General features: G+C 71.7%; 16 protein-coding genes. 13 read left to right on the top strand and 3 right to left on the bottom strand.

The features are described 5' to 3' along the window. The first annotated feature begins 126 nt into the window (after positions 1-126). The 10 genes from ACGFZQ_RS18270 to ACGFZQ_RS18225 all read left to right on the top strand — a co-directional run bounded on the left by ACGFZQ_RS18270 (position 127) and on the right by ACGFZQ_RS18225 (position 10,481). On the top strand, positions 127-2,019 hold the full coding sequence (locus ACGFZQ_RS18270) for a recombinase family protein (RefSeq protein ID WP_393841231.1): 1,893 nt from the start codon (positions 127-129) through the stop codon (positions 2,017-2,019). Between the two features lie 208 nt (positions 2,020-2,227). Next, positions 2,228-3,385 carry a flavodoxin-dependent (E)-4-hydroxy-3-methylbut-2-enyl-diphosphate synthase gene (ispG, locus tag ACGFZQ_RS18265; RefSeq protein ID WP_351747546.1) on the top strand — a complete coding sequence of 386 codons (1,158 nt, stop codon included), beginning with the start codon at positions 2,228-2,230 and terminating at the stop codon, positions 3,383-3,385. A gap of 180 nt (positions 3,386-3,565) precedes the next feature. Beyond that, entirely contained in the window at positions 3,566-4,414 is an 849-nt protein-coding gene (locus ACGFZQ_RS18260) for a GNAT family N-acetyltransferase (RefSeq protein WP_393841230.1), read from the top strand. 59 nt (positions 4,415-4,473) lie between these two features. After that, positions 4,474-5,004: a GNAT family N-acetyltransferase gene (locus ACGFZQ_RS18255; protein ID WP_393841229.1), complete on the top strand. Its 531-nt coding sequence runs from the start codon at positions 4,474-4,476 to the stop codon at positions 5,002-5,004. Positions 5,005-5,084: 80 nt separating this feature from the next. Further along, positions 5,085-6,791 carry a proline--tRNA ligase gene (locus ACGFZQ_RS18250; RefSeq protein ID WP_393841228.1) on the top strand — a complete coding sequence of 569 codons (1,707 nt, stop codon included), beginning with the start codon at positions 5,085-5,087 and terminating at the stop codon, positions 6,789-6,791. 362 nt (positions 6,792-7,153) lie between these two features. Next, the gene (locus tag ACGFZQ_RS18245; protein ID WP_393841227.1) at positions 7,154-7,525 is read left to right on the top strand and encodes a hypothetical protein; all 372 of its coding nucleotides are present in this window, start codon (positions 7,154-7,156) and stop codon (positions 7,523-7,525) included. Further along, on the top strand, positions 7,522-8,490 hold the full coding sequence (locus ACGFZQ_RS18240) for an FAD:protein FMN transferase (protein ID WP_393841226.1): 969 nt from the start codon (positions 7,522-7,524) through the stop codon (positions 8,488-8,490). Before ACGFZQ_RS18245 ends, ACGFZQ_RS18240 begins: the two co-directional genes overlap by 4 nt. Continuing rightward, entirely contained in the window at positions 8,487-9,065 is a 579-nt protein-coding gene (locus ACGFZQ_RS18235) for a ferric reductase-like transmembrane domain-containing protein (RefSeq protein ID WP_393841225.1), read from the top strand. Before ACGFZQ_RS18240 ends, ACGFZQ_RS18235 begins: the two co-directional genes overlap by 4 nt. Then, a complete protein-coding gene (locus tag ACGFZQ_RS18230) occupies positions 9,062-10,279 on the top strand; it encodes an NADH-ubiquinone oxidoreductase-F iron-sulfur binding region domain-containing protein (RefSeq protein ID WP_393841224.1) in 1,218 nt (405 codons plus the stop codon). The genes ACGFZQ_RS18235 and ACGFZQ_RS18230 overlap by 4 nt, the downstream gene beginning before the upstream one ends. 1 nt (position 10,280) lies before the next feature. Then, positions 10,281-10,481 carry a ferredoxin gene (locus ACGFZQ_RS18225; protein WP_393841223.1) on the top strand — a complete coding sequence of 67 codons (201 nt, stop codon included), beginning with the start codon at positions 10,281-10,283 and terminating at the stop codon, positions 10,479-10,481. Positions 10,482-10,569: 88 nt separating this feature from the next. Here ACGFZQ_RS18225 and ACGFZQ_RS18220 read toward each other — a convergent pair whose 3' ends face one another. The 3 genes from ACGFZQ_RS18220 to ACGFZQ_RS18210 are packed head-to-tail and all read right to left on the bottom strand — an operon-like array spanning position 10,570 to position 12,529. Beyond that, positions 10,570-11,463 carry an aminoglycoside phosphotransferase family protein gene (locus ACGFZQ_RS18220; RefSeq protein ID WP_393841222.1) on the bottom strand — a complete coding sequence of 298 codons (894 nt, stop codon included), beginning with the start codon at positions 11,461-11,463 and terminating at the stop codon, positions 10,570-10,572. A gap of 53 nt (positions 11,464-11,516) precedes the next feature. After that, the gene (locus tag ACGFZQ_RS18215; protein ID WP_393841221.1) at positions 11,517-12,005 is read right to left on the bottom strand and encodes a DUF4439 domain-containing protein; all 489 of its coding nucleotides are present in this window, start codon (positions 12,003-12,005) and stop codon (positions 11,517-11,519) included. Then, positions 12,002-12,529 (bottom strand): hypothetical protein, encoded by a 528-nt coding sequence (locus ACGFZQ_RS18210; protein ID WP_393841220.1) that lies wholly within the window; start codon positions 12,527-12,529, stop codon positions 12,002-12,004. Before ACGFZQ_RS18210 ends, ACGFZQ_RS18215 begins: the two co-directional genes overlap by 4 nt. 216 nt (positions 12,530-12,745) lie before the next feature. On the opposite strand from ACGFZQ_RS18210, the gene rimP reads away from it, so the two are divergent. The 3 genes from rimP to ACGFZQ_RS18195 all read left to right on the top strand — a co-directional run bounded on the left by rimP (position 12,746) and on the right by ACGFZQ_RS18195 (position 14,669). Next, positions 12,746-13,255 (top strand): ribosome maturation factor RimP, encoded by a 510-nt coding sequence (rimP, locus tag ACGFZQ_RS18205; RefSeq protein ID WP_393841219.1) that lies wholly within the window; start codon positions 12,746-12,748, stop codon positions 13,253-13,255. A 2-nt stretch (positions 13,256-13,257) separates the two neighbouring features. Next, entirely contained in the window at positions 13,258-14,244 is a 987-nt protein-coding gene (nusA, locus tag ACGFZQ_RS18200; RefSeq protein ID WP_351747526.1) for a transcription termination factor NusA, read from the top strand. A 155-nt stretch (positions 14,245-14,399) separates the two neighbouring features. Beyond that, entirely contained in the window at positions 14,400-14,669 is a 270-nt protein-coding gene (locus ACGFZQ_RS18195) for a YlxR family protein (protein WP_351711953.1), read from the top strand. Positions 14,670-14,697: the final 28 nt, after the last annotated feature.

Raw genomic sequence — 14,697 nt, 5'->3', positions numbered from 1 at the left:
TGACGAGTGAAGGACGCGGCTTTTTTGTGCGACGCGTACGGGATCTTCGTACGTTCTTGCTGTTCATGGGTGACCCCAGCGGTGCGCCAACACCCTGGGGTCTGGCCAGTCTGGAAAGGGACTGACATGCAGCAAGGTACTGCGCCGTGCGCAGACGGCAAGCCCGCTGAGGCGGAGACCTTGGACGTGGCGGCGTACATGAGGGTCTCCACCGCGGAACAGAAGGGGAGGTACGGAATTCCGGCACAGGCACGTGTTATCCGCGAGTTCGTGGCACAGCGTTCGTCGTGGCGTCTGGTGGAGTCTCGTGAGGACATCGGTGCATCAGGCTCGAAGGACTCGCGCCCGGGACTGAACGCGCTCCTCGATGACATCACCCGAGGGCGGGTGAAACTCGTCCTGGTGCACCGTCTCGACCGTCTTGGGCGGACAGAGGGTGCGATCTGGCGTTGTATGTGGCAGATCGAGGACGCCGGAGCGAGGGTGGAGTGCTGTGCCCAAGTTCTGGTTGAACCCGGTCTCGACAGGTGGCTCATGATCGACCGTCTCGCACGGGAGGTCGAGGCCGACTACGGGCGCATCGTGAGCCGCACACAGGCGGGTCGGCAACTCAAGGCGGTCGACGGCGGATGGCCGGGTGGCCCGCCTCCCTACGGCTACAAGATCAACGGGAAGGGTGCTTTCGGCTCGACCCTCGAAGTGGACCCTGCTGAAGCAGACGTGGTGAGGCTGCTGGCCGATCTCGTGATTGAAGGCGGGCGTACCCTCGCGGATCTTGCGGTGGAGCTGAACGGTCGCGGAATCCGCACCCGGAGCGGCAAGCGCTGGACTTCCGTGAACATTCACAAACGATTGCAAAGCGCGGCATTCGTCGGAGAGGTGGTTTTTCGGCGCCCTGATCGGCAATGGGGCGATCACTCCACCAGGCTCGGCGACGACGGACGTCCCCTGTACGGCGAGCCCGTGGTGATCCCGCTGCCTGCAATTCTCCCGGCTGAACGGATGTGTGCCTTTCGGGGAGCATTGGCTGCGCTGAGTCGACAGCGTAGGAACCCTATCCGGGACTACCCGCTCAGTGGACGGATCCGAGGGAGATGCGGGCGTCCGTATATCGGGTGCTTCCGCAGCAAGGACGGAATGCGGACCTATCGCTGTTCGGGATGGAACGCGGCCGACTCCTGCGGCTGTGTCTTCCTGCCCGCTGATCACGTCGAGGAAGAGGTGGCGCGGCACGTCAACGCTCAGCTGGCCGCGATGCCGTTGCGCAGCAGGCCGACGCTGCCGCTTTCCTGTGAGGCGCGGGCGAGGCTGATTCGGCATCTTGATCGGGTGACATCGCTGGAACGACTCGTTGCAGAGTGCCTGGAGGAACTCGGCGAGTTGCGATGCCAGACCCAGAACAACCGGGTCGTCGCCGCTGCGATGCGGCAGCTCGAAACGGAGCAGAGGGCCTTCGAACGGATCCTGACCCACGCGCGGGACCGGCTGGCGGAACTGGAAGAACTGTGCGCCCGGGAAGCCCGGTTTTCGGCCGCTCTGGGGGCGGCCGCTCCGGACATCCGGTCCCTCCCCTCGGCGGAGCTGCGTCGCCTGATCGAGGTGGCCGGGGTGGAGGTTGACATCGTGGACGCGGAGTTCCGGTATCGAGAGGGAACGAAGTGCTTGACCGTCCGCTGGCACGAGAGCACAGGGACACTCGTTCCTCCCGACCCTGCTGACAGCCAGTGGCACCGCATCGAGGAGCTGCTCCGCCTCAGGTACCGGGCGCATCACTTTCGCTCACCGTTGGATCTGCGAGCGGCCTTCACCGGGATGCTGCACCGTCTACGCACGGGCATCCTCTGGCGCGATCTTCCCGAGCGGTTCGGTGACCCAGAGAAGGTCCGAGCGCGGCAGCGCACCTGGCTGGCGGACGGCGTGTGGCGGGAGATCGTGATGCTCCTGAATGACGAGGGAGCGGGCACACCGGTCCTGCACTACGAGGCAGGCCCGACGCTGGCCATCCGTACCAGGCTCTGAAGGTGGCCGATGTCGTTAACCCCGTGAAAATCTCGTAGCCATACGGCGTTCGAAGCGGCCCGGAACGCTGTGTTCCGGGCCGCTTCCATTGAGTGGGTTTACCGCTGGGGGATGTGCTCGCGCCTGGCCCGGTGCCGTAATCTCGGAGTCTGGAACCCGCTTACGACGGGACCTGGACCTAGATCCACGACTTGGGGTTGCACAGCAGATGACTGCGATTTCTCTCGGCATGCCGTCCGTTCCGACCAAGCTCGCCGAGCGCCGGAAGAGCCGGCAGATCCAGGTCGGCTCCGTGGCTGTCGGCGGAGACGCCCCGGTCTCGGTCCAGTCGATGACCACGACCCGTACGTCGGACATCGGCGCCACCCTCCAGCAGATCGCCGAGCTGACCGCGTCCGGCTGCCAGATCGTGCGGGTGGCCTGCCCCACCCAGGACGACGCCGACGCCCTCGCCACCATCGCGAGGAAGTCCCAGCTCCCGGTCATCGCGGACATCCACTTCCAGCCGAAGTACGTGTTCGCGGCCATCGAGGCCGGCTGCGCCGCGGTCCGGGTCAACCCCGGCAACATCAAGCAGTTCGACGACAAGGTCAAGGAGATCGCGGCGGCCGCCAAGGACCACGGCACCCCGATCCGCATCGGCGTCAACGCCGGCTCCCTGGACCGCCGGCTGCTCCAGAAGTACGGCAAGGCGACCCCCGAGGCCCTGGTCGAGTCGGCCCTGTGGGAGGCGTCCCTCTTCGAGGAGCACGACTTCCGGGACATCAAGATCTCCGTCAAGCACAACGACCCGGTCGTGATGATCGAGGCGTACCGGCAGCTCGCCGCCCAGTGCGACTACCCGCTCCACCTCGGCGTCACGGAGGCCGGCCCGGCGTTCCAGGGCACGATCAAGTCGGCCGTCGCCTTCGGCGCGCTGCTCTCCCAGGGCATCGGCGACACGATCCGCGTCTCGCTCTCCGCGCCTCCGGTCGAGGAGGTCAAGGTCGGCAACCAGATCCTGGAGTCCCTCAACCTCAAGCAGCGCGGCCTGGAGATCGTCTCCTGCCCGTCCTGCGGCCGTGCCCAGGTCGACGTCTACAAGCTGGCCGAGGAGGTCACGGCGGGCCTGACCGGCATGGAGGTCCCGCTGCGCGTCGCCGTCATGGGCTGCGTCGTGAACGGCCCCGGCGAGGCCCGCGAGGCCGACCTCGGCGTCGCCTCCGGCAACGGCAAGGGCCAGATCTTCGTCAAGGGCGAGGTCATCAAGACCGTCCCCGAGTCCAAGATCGTCGAGACCCTCATCGAGGAGGCCATGAAGCTGGCCGAACAGATGGAGGCGGAGGGCACGGAGTCGGGCGAGCCGTCGGTGTCGGTGGCGGGCTGAGACCGTCTTCGGGCGGCGTTCGAGGACGAGGCCGAAGGCCGAAGCGGGGGTCCGGGGGCGGCACCCCCCAGGGACGGGACCCCGGTGGACGGCCGCTTCACAGCACACGGGGCGGCACCGCCAAGCCTCCGCAGGTACAGTGCGGAGATCAGCAGAACCCCTCAGCGTGAGGCCCCGCACGTGTTGACGCAGACCACCTCTCGGGTGCTCGCACCGAGTGACCTGGACGCCGCGCTCGCCGTACTCGACCGCGAGCCGGTCACGAACGCCTTCGTGACCTCGCGCGTCCAGGTGGCCGGCCTCGACCCCTGGCGTCTCGGCGGCGAGATGTGGGGCTGGTACGAGGACGGCATGCTCACGTCCCTCTGCTACGCCGGCGCCAACCTGGTCCCGATCTGTGCCACCCCGCGCGCGGTCCGGGCGTTCGCCGACCGCGCCCGCCGGGCCGGCCGCCGCTGCTCCTCCATCGTCGGCCCCAGCGAGGCCACCGCCCTGCTGTGGCGCCTCCTGGAGCCGCACTGGGGACCGGCCCGCGAGGTCCGTGCCCACCAGCCCCTGATGGTCACCGACCGGATGCCCGCCGACATCGCCGCGGATCCGTACGTCCGCCGGATCCGCAAGGACGAGATGGAGGCGATCATGCCGGCGTGCGTGGCGATGTTCACCGAGGAGGTGGGCGTCTCCCCGCTGGCCGGCGACGGCGGCCTCCTCTACCAGGCGAGGGTCGCCGAACTCGTCGGCTCCGGCCGCTCGTTCGCCCGGCTCGACGACAGCGGCAGGGTGGTCTTCAAGGCGGAGATCGGCGCGGCGACCCCGGAGGCCTGCCAGATCCAGGGCGTGTGGGTGGCCCCCGAGTACCGGGGCATGGGCCTGGCGGCCCCCGGCATGGCGGCGGTGCTGCGCTACGCCCTGGCCGACGTGGCCCCGGTGGTCAGCCTCTACGTCAACGACTTCAACACGGCGGCGAGAAGGACGTATCTGCGGGTGGGCTTCCAGGAAGTCGGCGCGTTCATGAGCGTCCTGTTCTGACGGTCCTCGCGCGACAGATGGCAGGGGCAGCAACTGTGACCTCCCTGTACCCTCCCCCCATGGACCTCGTGATCGGCTCCCTGGACCTCTCCTCCCACGTGGACGAGGCCCTGGCGGTCCAAGCGATCGCCTTCGGCCTGGGCCCCGACGAGGTAGCCGTACGCCGCCAGATCGTCGTCCGCCATATGCAGTACCCCGGCGCCAGAGCCCTCGGCGCGACCGCCGACGGCCTGCTCGTCGGCTTCGTCTACGGCATGCCGAACAACCGCACCCACTGGTGGTCCACCGTAGTTGAGCCCTACCTGCGCGCCCAGGGCCACGCCGACTGGCTCGACGACTCGTTCGTGATCACCGAGCTGCATGTGCACCCCCGCCACCAGAACCGCGGCATCGGCCGCCGGCTGATCACGACGATCACGGACGGCGCCGCCGAGTCCCGCTCGATCCTCTCCGCGATCGACACCGACAGCCCGGCCCGCGGCCTCTACCACTCCCTCGGGTACACGGACCTGGCCCGCCGGGTCCACTTCCCGAGCGCCCCCAAGCCGTACGCCGTGATGGGCGCCCCGCTGCCGCTGCTCCGCCGATAGCCGTTAACGGATTTCCACCGGCACAGCAGGCCCGGCTAACCTCCTAGCCATCAACCTTTCCCGGCAGGAGTACGAGAACCATGGCGAACGCACCGGTCCAACGCATGTCCCAGTTGATGGCGAAGACGCTGCGTGACGACCCGGCGGACGCCGAGGTCCTCAGCCACAAGCTCCTCGTCCGCGCCGGCTACGTCCGCCGCACCGCGGCCGGCATCTGGTCCTGGCTGCCCCTCGGCCTGAAGGTGCTGTCCAACATCGAGCGGGTCGTCCGCGAGGAGATGGACGCGATCGGCGCCCAGGAGGTGCTGCTCCCGGCCCTCCTGCCCCGGGAGCCGTACGAGGCGACCGGCCGCTGGGAGGAGTACGGCGCCGAGCTGTTCCGCCTCCAGGACCGCAAGGGCGGCGACTACCTCCTCGGCCCGACCCACGAGGAGATCTTCACGCTGCTGGTGAAGGACCAGGCGTCCTCCTACAAGGACCTGCCGGTCATCCTCTACCAGATCCAGAGCAAGTACCGGGACGAGGCCCGTCCGCGCGCCGGCATCCTGCGCGGCCGCGAGTTCCTCATGAAGGACTCCTACTCCTTCGACCTGGACGACGACGGCCTCGCCCACTCCTACGCCCTGCACCGCCAGGCCTACCAGCGGATCTTCGAGCGCCTCGGCCTCGACTACCGCATCGTCGCCGCCACCGCCGGCGCGATGGGCGGCTCGAAGTCGGAGGAGTTCCTGGCCCCGGCCGAGGCCGGCGAGGACACCTTCGCCGACTGCCCGAACTGCGACTTCGCGGCGAACACCGAGGCGATCTCGTACACGCTGAAGCCGGTCGACGCCACCGGCGTGCCCGCGGTCGAGGAGATCCCCACCCCGGACACCCCGACCATCGAGACCCTCGCCGCCCACCTCGGCGTCCCGGCCTCCGCCACCCTGAAGAACCTCCTGGTGAAGGTCGACGGCGAGATCGTGGCCGTCGGTGTCCCCGGCGACCGCGAGGTGGACATGGGCAAGGTCGAGGAGCACTTCGCCCCGGCCGCCGTCGAGCTGGTCAGCGAGTCCGACTTCGCGGGCCGTCCCGACCTGGTTCGCGGCTACGTCGGCCCGCAGGGCCTGGGCGAGAAGGTCAAGTACATCGCCGACCCGCGCATCGCCCCCGGCACGGCCTGGATCACCGGCGCCAACAAGGAGGGCATGCACGCCAAGAACGTCGTGGCGGACCGTGACTTCACCGTCGACGAGTACGTCGATGTCGTCGTCGTGCTGGAGGGCGACCCCTGCCCGAAGTGCGGCACCGGCCTCAAGCTGGACCGTGCCATCGAGATCGGCCACATCTTCCAGCTGGGCCGCAAGTACGCCGACGCGCTCAAGCTGGACGTCCTCGGCCAGAACGGCAAGCCGGTCCGCGTCACCATGGGCTCCTACGGCATCGGCGTCTCCCGCGCCGTCGCCGCCCTCGCCGAGCAGACCGCCGACGAGCACGGCCTGGTCTGGTCCCGCGAGGTCGCCCCGGCCGACGTCCACGTCGTCGCCGCCGGCAAGGCCCTGCAGACCGAACTCGCCCTGGAGGTCTCCGAGAAGCTGCGGGCGGCCGGGCTGCGCGTCCTGGTCGACGACCGGGCCGGGGTCTCCCCGGGCGTGAAGTTCACGGACGCCGAGCTGATCGGCGTACCGCAGATCCTGGTCGCGGGCCGCCGCTCCGGCGAGGGCGTCCTGGAGCTCAAGGACCGCAAGACGGGCGAGCGCGAGGAGCTGACGGTGGACGAGGCGATCGCCCGCCTGAGCGCCGGCTGATCCGCCAACTCCCGCCGCGGGGGGGGGGGGGGGGCCCCCCCCCCCCCCCCCCGGCCGGGGGGGGGGGGGGGGGGGGCGGCGGGGGGGGGGGGGGGGGGGCCCCCACCAAGAAAGAGCGGGGGGCCCCCCCCCGGGGCGCCGCCCTGGCGGCCGCGGCTCCCCCCCCCGGGCGCCCCCGGCGCGCGGCGGTGCCCCCCCCCCCCCCCGCGGGGCGGGCGGGCGCCCCCCCCCCCCCCCCCGCCGCGTCTTTTCAGGAAGGTCTCAGACAGTTCTTCCGCTCCGTATGGGAGCCTCACAGACTTCTCTCAGGGTGATCCCCGAACGTGATGCGTGACAGAGAGTCACGCAGGAGGGGATCGGTCATGACCGAGAGAGTGCAGCGCAGGCAACAGGGGGAGAAGAGCGGGCAGGGGGCGGCCGCGGTGGTCCGCCGGGGGGCCCGGCGTACGGCGGCCCTGGCGGCGGCGGTCACGCTCGCCGCGGCGGCGGGGGTGTTCGCCCTGGTCGGCACGATGCAGGCGGACGCCGACACGGCGGCGAGCAGCAGCACCGGTACACAGACATCGAGCTCCAGCTCCAGCTCCAGCTCCAACTCAGGCTCGGCCAAGGACAGTTCCTCGTCCAGCTCCTCGGACTCCTCAAGCTCCTCGGACTCCTCCTCGGACCTCCAGTCCTCCTCCGACGGGCTCACCTCCGGCAGCGGCTCCACCGACGCCACCTCGGGGGCGTCATGACCGCCCTCGCCCCGCGGACGACGGCCGCCGCCGACTGGCGTGCCCTCGGCACCACCGTCCGCCTGGTCGTCACCGACCCGGCCCTGCTGGACTCCTGCAACCTGCTCCTCGCCCGGCAGCTCGCCGAGGTGGACGCGGCCTGCAGCCGGTTCCGCACCGACTCCGAGCTGGCCGCCCTCGACACCACCCGGGGCCGCCCGGTCCGGGTCAGCCCGCTGCTCGCCGAAGCCCTCGCCGTCGCCCTGCGCGCGGCCGAGGCGACCGACGGCGCCGTGGACCCCACGGTCGGCTCGGCGATGGACGCGATCGGCTACGACCGCGACTTCACCCTCGTCCGCGAGGACGACCGCCCGGTCTCCCTGCGGGTGCGGCGCGCCCCGGGCTGGCGCAAGGTCACCCTCGACCGGGCGACCGGCACGGTGACCGTCCCCGAGGGCGTCCGCCTCGATCTGGGCGCGACCGCCAAGGCCTGGGCCGCCGACCGGGCCGCGCGGATGCTGGCCGGCACGGCCGGCTGCGGGGTCCTGGTGAGCCTCGGCGGCGACACGGCCGTCGCCGGTGAAACCCCGGCGGGCGGCTGGCAGATCCGCGTCCAGGACATCACCGGCCCGGTCGGCGAACGGCCCGCGCAGGGGTCGTACGACATGGTCGGCCTGGGCTCCGGAGGCCTCGCCACCTCCGGCACCGGCGCCCGCCGCTGGCAGCGCGGCGGCTACGACCTCCACCACATCGTCGACCCGCGCACCGGACTCCCGGTCCGCTCCCCGTGGCGCACGGTCTCGGTGGCCGCGGCCACCTGCGCCGACGCCAACGCGGCGAGCACGGCGGCCCTGGTGAAGGGCGCGGGCGCGGAACGCTGGCTGACCCGGCTCGGCCTGCCGGCCCGGTTGGTGACCCACCGGGGCACGGTCGTCACGACCCCGGGCTGGCCCGCCCCCGCCGTGCCGCTGGAGGCGGCCGCATGACCTCCGAGACCCTCTGGTACGCCAACCGCGCCACCGGCGCCGTCTGCCTGGTCCTCTTCACGGTCGTCGTCCTGCTCGGCATCGCCGTCCGGCTGCGCACCCGCCTCCCCGGCCTGCCCCGCTTCGGCACGGTCGCCCTGCACCGCAGTCTCTCCCTCTCCGCCACCGGCTTCCTGGCCCTGCACATCGCCGCGGCGGTGGTCGACGGCTACGTAGGCATCAGCCCCCTCGACGCCCTCGTCCCCTTCGTCTCCGCCTACCAGCCGCTCTGGCTCGGCCTCGGCACGGTCGCCTTCGACCTCCTGCTCGCGGTCCTGGTCACCAGCCTCCTCCGCGACCGCCTCGGCCGGCGCACCTGGCGGGCCGTGCACTGGCTGGCGTACCTCTCCTGGCCGGTCGCCCTCATCCACGGCATCGGCATCGGCACGGACGCCGTCACCGACTGGATGACCTGGCTGACGGTGGCCTGTGTGGCGACGGTGACCACCGCCTTCGCCCTGCGCACCGCCCAGGCCGTCCGAGCCTCCCGCCAGACTCCCGCCGCGCTTCTGCACACCCAAGGGGCCCACCGATGACCACGCTCTTCACCGACGTCTACATGCCACCCCGGCTGCTGGCCCCCGGCGGCACCCCGGCCGACCTCACCACGCACGAGCAGCGCTACGGCCCGCTCTCCCACGGCGACCCGGCCGCCGTCCTGCGCACCCTCGCCGAATCCGGCCTCACCGGCCGCGGCGGGGCGGGCTTCCCGGCCTACCGGAAGTTCGTCGCGGTCGCCGACGCGGCCCGGCGCACCCGGCGCGCCCCGGTCGTCGTGGCGAACGGCGCGGAGAGCGAACCGGCCGGCCACAAGGACAAGACCCTCCTGCGGCTCTCACCCCACCTGGTCCTGGACGGGCTGCAGCTGGCGGCCGCGGCCGTCGACGCGGGGGAGGCCTACCTCGCCGTGGAGGACGGCGCCTCCTACCTGGAGTCGGCCCTCGCCCAGCGCCACGACCCGGTGAGCGTGACGGTCCTACGGCTGCCCGCCCGCTTCCTCTCCGGGCAGGCCTCGGCCCTGGCGCGGTACATCTCCGGCGGCCCGGCCCGCCCCACCCATCCGGCCCCGCCGGTCCGCGAACGCGGGGTGCGCCGCGCCCCCACCCTGGTCCAGAACGTCGAGACCCTGGCCCACCTGGCGCTGATCGCCCGGTACGGCGCGGACTGGTTCCGCACGGCAGGCACCCCCGCCGAACCCGGCAGCACCCTGTGCACCCTGCATGTGCCGGGCCGCGAAGTCCGGGTGGTGGAGGCCCCCTTCGGCATGCCGATCGGCCGTCTGCTCCCCCTGGAAGGCGCGTCCGCGGCCCTGGTCGGCGGCTACCACGGCACCTGGATACCGGCGACCGAGGCCGCCCAGGTCCCGCTCTCCTCGGCCTACTTGGGCGCAGGAGTGCTGGCCGCGCTGCCCGTCGGCCGCTGCGGGGTGGCCGAGACCGCCCGGGTCCTGCGCTATCTGGCCCTGGAGTCGGCGGGCCAGTGCGGCCCCTGCCGCAACGGCCTCCCGCGCATCGCCGCCGCCTTCCAGACCCTGGCCGCCCCCGGCCCCCAGGGCACCACCCGCGCCGACGTCTCCCGCTGGGCGGGCCTGGTGGCGGGCCGAGGCGCCTGCCACCACCCCGACGGCACCATCCGCCTGGTCCGCAGCGCGCTGACGACGTTCGCGACCGAGGTGGACGCCCACGCCCACGGGGTGTGCACCGCGACCGACCGCACGCCCCTCCTGCCCGTCCCCACGGAACGGATCTGACATGGACCAGCACATAGCCATCGACTGGACGTCCTGCCAGGGCCACGGCCTGTGCGCAGAGCTACTGCCAGAACACATCACCCTGGACGAGTGGGGCTACCCATTGGTCGACGGCCGCCCGATCCCACCCCGCACAAGAAAGCGAGCCAGGAGGGCAGCGCTGGACTGTCCGGTCCTAGCCCTGAAACTAAGGCAGAGCTGAACGCCCCTCAGGGGCGCGGGGCCCCAGCCGATATGCGGCTCCGCCGCGCGGGCGCGCTCAGCCCCCACCGAACCCGCACCCGACCCCGTCAGACCCACCCCGCGAATTCAAGCAACAGCTCCGCATCCCTCGGCCGCCCCACCCGGAGGGCCCGCACACCCGACTCCACCGCCCGGAACAACGTCCACCCCCGCAACCGCTCCTGATCCACCTCGAGCGACTCCGCGAGCCGTTTGATCCGCCGCCGGGTGATCGCCGCCCCCGACGACGAGGCGATCAGATCCTCCACCCGGTCCCGCACCAGCCGTGCCAGATCGAACGCGCATTCCCCGACCACCGGATCCGGCCCCACCGCCAGCCACGGCAGCCGCTCCCCGGCCAGCACCTTGCTCTGCCGAAACGTGCCGTGCAGCAACCGCCGCTCAGGAGGCGCCGCCAGCAGCTCGTCCCGGGCCGCGAGCGCCGCGTCGACCAGCGGCGTCACCTCCAGGTCGGCGGCCGCACGCATCGCCGTGGCCTGCCGCCCGGTCCGTTCCGCCACCGTCTCGAAGACCGGCCCGTCCGGCGGTTCCACCCACAGCCGCCGCAACGTCCCCGCCGCCTCCAGCAACGCCTTCGCCTCGGGCAGCGACCGCACCGAGACCTCCGGATGCAGCCGCTCCAGCAGCAGCACCCCGTCGGCCGCGTCCGCGTCCAGCAGCCGTACGGCGCCCAGTCCACCCCAGTGCGCCAGCGCCGCCGCCTCGCTCTCCGGCCGGGCCCGCCGCGGCGCCAGCTTCAGCACCGCCGGTGTTCCGTCCGCCCGTCGCACCAGCAGGACCACGCTGCTGCGCCCGCCGGGGACCTGGACCCGTTCCACGGTCAACTCGCGTAGCGCGACGGCCCGTTCCACCGTACCCGGCAGCTTCTCCAGCCACTCGTCACCGTCCGGCGCCGTCTCACCGAGCGCCTTCACCAGGCGCCGCGGCGGTTCGAAAGCCATACGCGAGTCGTTCCTTTCCTGGACTGGTCCTGCACTGGTCCTGCACTGGTCCTCTAGGGAGTTGACGAGGCCGAGGGGGAGGCCGAACCGCCGGCCCGGCCCAGCGGCGCGTCCCGCTCGGCGAGCCCAGGGAAGGCTACGCTCCTGCCGCTCCACCGCACCGCCCGCACCGCGGCCTCCCGCAGCGCCCCGGCCGCCGACCCGCGCCGCTCGCCCGAAGACGCCCGGACCAGGTCGGAGTACACGTCGGCCACCCGGTCCTCCAGCTCGGCGGCGAGCCGTACGGCCGTCGCCGCATCGGTGACGGCGAACGGCAACGCGTAGGCCGCGCTCGCGGCGACGGGCGCGGCGCCCAGGTCCCGCACCTCACGGGCCAGCGCGTCCCGGCGGGCCCGGTGCGCGTCGTACGCCGAACGGGCCTCGGCCAGCCGCTGCCGGCCGACCCGGCCGCCGACGACGCCGTACCCGTAGACCGCCGCGTGCTCGGCCGCCAGTGCCGCCTGGAGCGCCGTCAGCACCCCGGCCTCCGCCTCGTCGCTCACTTCTCCCCCTCCGTCAGCAGGTAGGCGTGCGCGGACCCGGCCGCCGAAACCCCGGCCAGCAGCCGCGCCAGTTCGCCGGGCACGTCCAGCAGTTCCTTGGCCCGCCGGTCGGCGAGGCCGCGCTCGGCGGTGGCCAGCGCGGCGAGCGCGGACCTCTCGTCGGCCGGAACCTCGGGGGAGGTCGACGCGGACGCGGTGGCCGACGGTGAGCCGGTCGCCGTACCGCCCCCGGAAGCGCCCTCCGTGAAGGCCGCCGCATGGGCCGCCACCTCGGCCCGCAGCGGTCGCAGCCGCTCCGTCAGCGCGGGGTGGGCGGCGAGGACGGCGTCGTACTGCCGCAGCAGCGCCTCACTGTCCCGTGCCGCACGCGCGCGTGCCCGCGCGGAGACCGACGTACTGCCGCCGCCGGCCTTGGAGTCGGGGGCGGCGGAGCAGCCCGCCAGCACGGCGGCCGAGGCCGCCGAGACGATCAGGCTCCTTCTGCGTACTCCCCAGGGGGTACGCGACGGCGGGGGGAACGGCACGGCAGACGTCCTCGGGGAGCTGGAAACGAAGAAACGCGAAAGGAATGGGGTACGGGACGGACCCGCCCGTGATCACCGTACCCGCGCACCTGTCCGAAGCCACTCATCGGCACCGTCCGTACCCGGGTGGACGGCAACACTCCTCACGACCGGATACCCTTTGACCAGACACGCGACCCAACCCACAACAGCACACGCGGCCGAGGAGTCACCCGGATGAGCACGACCCAGAGCGAGAGGCTGCGAGAGCTCCTGGAACCGCTCGTCACCTCTCAGGGCCTGGATCTCGAAGAGATCGCCGTGGACTCCGTCGGACGCAAGCGGGTGCTGCGCGTGGTCGTCGACTCCGACACCGGGGCCGACCTGGACCAGATCGCCGATGTGAGCCGTGAGCTCTCGGCGAAGCTCGACGACAGCGACGCGATGGGCGCGGGCGAGTACACCCTCGAGGTCGGCACCCCGGGCGCGGAGCGCCCCCTCACCGAACACCGGCACTACGTGCGTGCCGTGGACCGCCTGGTGCGGTTCCAGCTGGCCGAGGGCGGGGAACTGGTCGCGCGCATCCTGGACGTCGACGACGAGGGCCTCGATCTCGAAGTGCCCGGCGTCAAGGGCCGCAAGGCCACCACCCGCAGACTCGGCTTCGCCGAGGTCGGCAAGGCGCGCGTGCAGGTCGAGTTCAACCGCAAGGACAAGAAGGACATGACGGAAGAAGAGGAGGCGTAGCCGTGGACATCGACATGAGTGCCCTGCGGGGCTTGGTTCGGGAGAAGGAGATCTCCTTCGACCTGCTGGTCGAAGCGATCGAGTCGGCCCTCCTCATCGCCTACCACCGCACCGAGGGAAGCCGCCGCCACGCGCGCGTGGTGCTCGACCGGAACACCGGGCACGTGACCGTGTGGGCGAAGGAGGACCCCGAGGACCTGGAGGAGGGGCAGGAGGCGCGCGAGTTCGACGACACCCCGTCGGACTTCGGCCGGATCGCCGCCACCACCGCCAAGCAGGTCATCCTGCAGCGGCTCCGGGACGCCGAGGACGACGCCACGCTCGGCGAGTACGCCGGCCGCGAGGGCGACATCGTCACCGGTGTGGTCCAGCAGGGCCGCGACCCGAAGAACGTGCTCGTCGACATCGGCAAGCTGGAGGCCATCCTGCCGGTGCAGGAGCAGGTCCCCGGCGAGACGTATCCGCACGGGATGCGGCTGCGGTCGTACGTCGTCCGGGTGGCGAAGGGCGTCCGCGGTCCCTCCGTGACGCTGTCCCGCACCCACCCGGCACTGGTGAAGAAGCTCTTCGCGCTGGAGGTGCCGGAGATCGCCGACGGGTCCGTCGAGATCGCCGCCATCGCCCGCGAGGCCGGTCACCGGACCAAGATCGCGGTCCGCTCCACCCGTTCGGGCCTGAACGCCAAGGGTGCCTGCATCGGCCCCATGGGCGGACGGGTCCGCAATGTCATGGGCGAGCTGAACGGCGAGAAGATCGACATCGTCGACTGGTCGGACGACCCGGCCGAGATGGTGGCGAACGCGCTGTCGCCGGCCCGGGTCTCCAAGGTGGAGGTCGTGGACCTGGCGGCCCGGTCCGCCCGGGTGACCGTGCCGGACTACCAGCTGTCGCTGGCGATCGGCAAAGAGGGACAGAACGCCCGCCTCGCCGCCCGTCTCACCGGCTGGCGGATCGACATCCGGCCGGATACCGAACAGGTGTCCGAGTAGATCACTCTTGCCTCGTCCGGATCGCTCTCGACCTCGTCGGGGATTCACCCGGACGGGGGGAATAGTTCCAAGCCGCAGGTCGCTTGGATTACGACAACAGCCGTTCGATCTTTGCCCCGAAGGGGTGAGGTCGCTACGGGGAGGTAGACTTAGCGGTGTCTGGCCGGACGCATGCCCGTGCATGCCCTGAGCGCACCTGTGTGGGGTGCAGGCAGCGAGCGGCCAAGACCGAACTGCTGCGGATCGTGGCGGTCGAGGACGAATGTGTCCCCGATCCTCGCGGTACGCTGCCCGGCCGGGGTGCATATGTACACCCCGCCCAGGTCTGTCTGGACCAGGCGGTGCGCCGCCGGGCACTCCCGAGGGCGCTCCGCGTCCCGGGTCCGCTGGACGTAAAGGCGTTGCGCCCCTACGTCGAGCAGTAACACCGTAAGAAGCGTCGTACGGAACGTC

This window comes from Streptomyces sp. NPDC048254 (assembly GCF_043201895.1).
GTDB lineage: Bacteria > Actinomycetota > Actinomycetes > Streptomycetales > Streptomycetaceae > Streptomyces.
This window is presented reverse-complemented; position numbering and strand designations above follow the sequence as displayed.

Excerpts from the sequence above, each read along its gene's own strand:
- ACGFZQ_RS18270 (WP_393841231.1), top strand. The coding sequence starts at position 127 with ATGCAGCAAGGTACTGCGCCGTGCGCAGACGGCAAGCCCGCTGAGGCG.
- ispG (WP_351747546.1), top strand. The coding sequence starts at position 2,228 with ATGACTGCGATTTCTCTCGGCATGCCGTCCGTTCCGACCAAGCTCGCC.
- ACGFZQ_RS18255 (WP_393841229.1), top strand. The coding sequence starts at position 4,474 with ATGGACCTCGTGATCGGCTCCCTGGACCTCTCCTCCCACGTGGACGAG.
- ACGFZQ_RS18250 (WP_393841228.1), top strand. The coding sequence starts at position 5,085 with ATGGCGAACGCACCGGTCCAACGCATGTCCCAGTTGATGGCGAAGACG.
- ACGFZQ_RS18245 (WP_393841227.1), top strand. The coding sequence starts at position 7,154 with ATGACCGAGAGAGTGCAGCGCAGGCAACAGGGGGAGAAGAGCGGGCAG.
- ACGFZQ_RS18240 (WP_393841226.1), top strand. The coding sequence starts at position 7,522 with ATGACCGCCCTCGCCCCGCGGACGACGGCCGCCGCCGACTGGCGTGCC.
- ACGFZQ_RS18235 (WP_393841225.1), top strand. The coding sequence starts at position 8,487 with ATGACCTCCGAGACCCTCTGGTACGCCAACCGCGCCACCGGCGCCGTC.
- ACGFZQ_RS18230 (WP_393841224.1), top strand. The coding sequence starts at position 9,062 with ATGACCACGCTCTTCACCGACGTCTACATGCCACCCCGGCTGCTGGCC.
- ACGFZQ_RS18225 (WP_393841223.1), top strand. The coding sequence starts at position 10,281 with ATGGACCAGCACATAGCCATCGACTGGACGTCCTGCCAGGGCCACGGC.
- ACGFZQ_RS18220 (WP_393841222.1), bottom strand. The coding sequence starts at position 11,463 with ATGGCTTTCGAACCGCCGCGGCGCCTGGTGAAGGCGCTCGGTGAGACG.
- rimP (WP_393841219.1), top strand. The coding sequence starts at position 12,746 with ATGAGCACGACCCAGAGCGAGAGGCTGCGAGAGCTCCTGGAACCGCTC.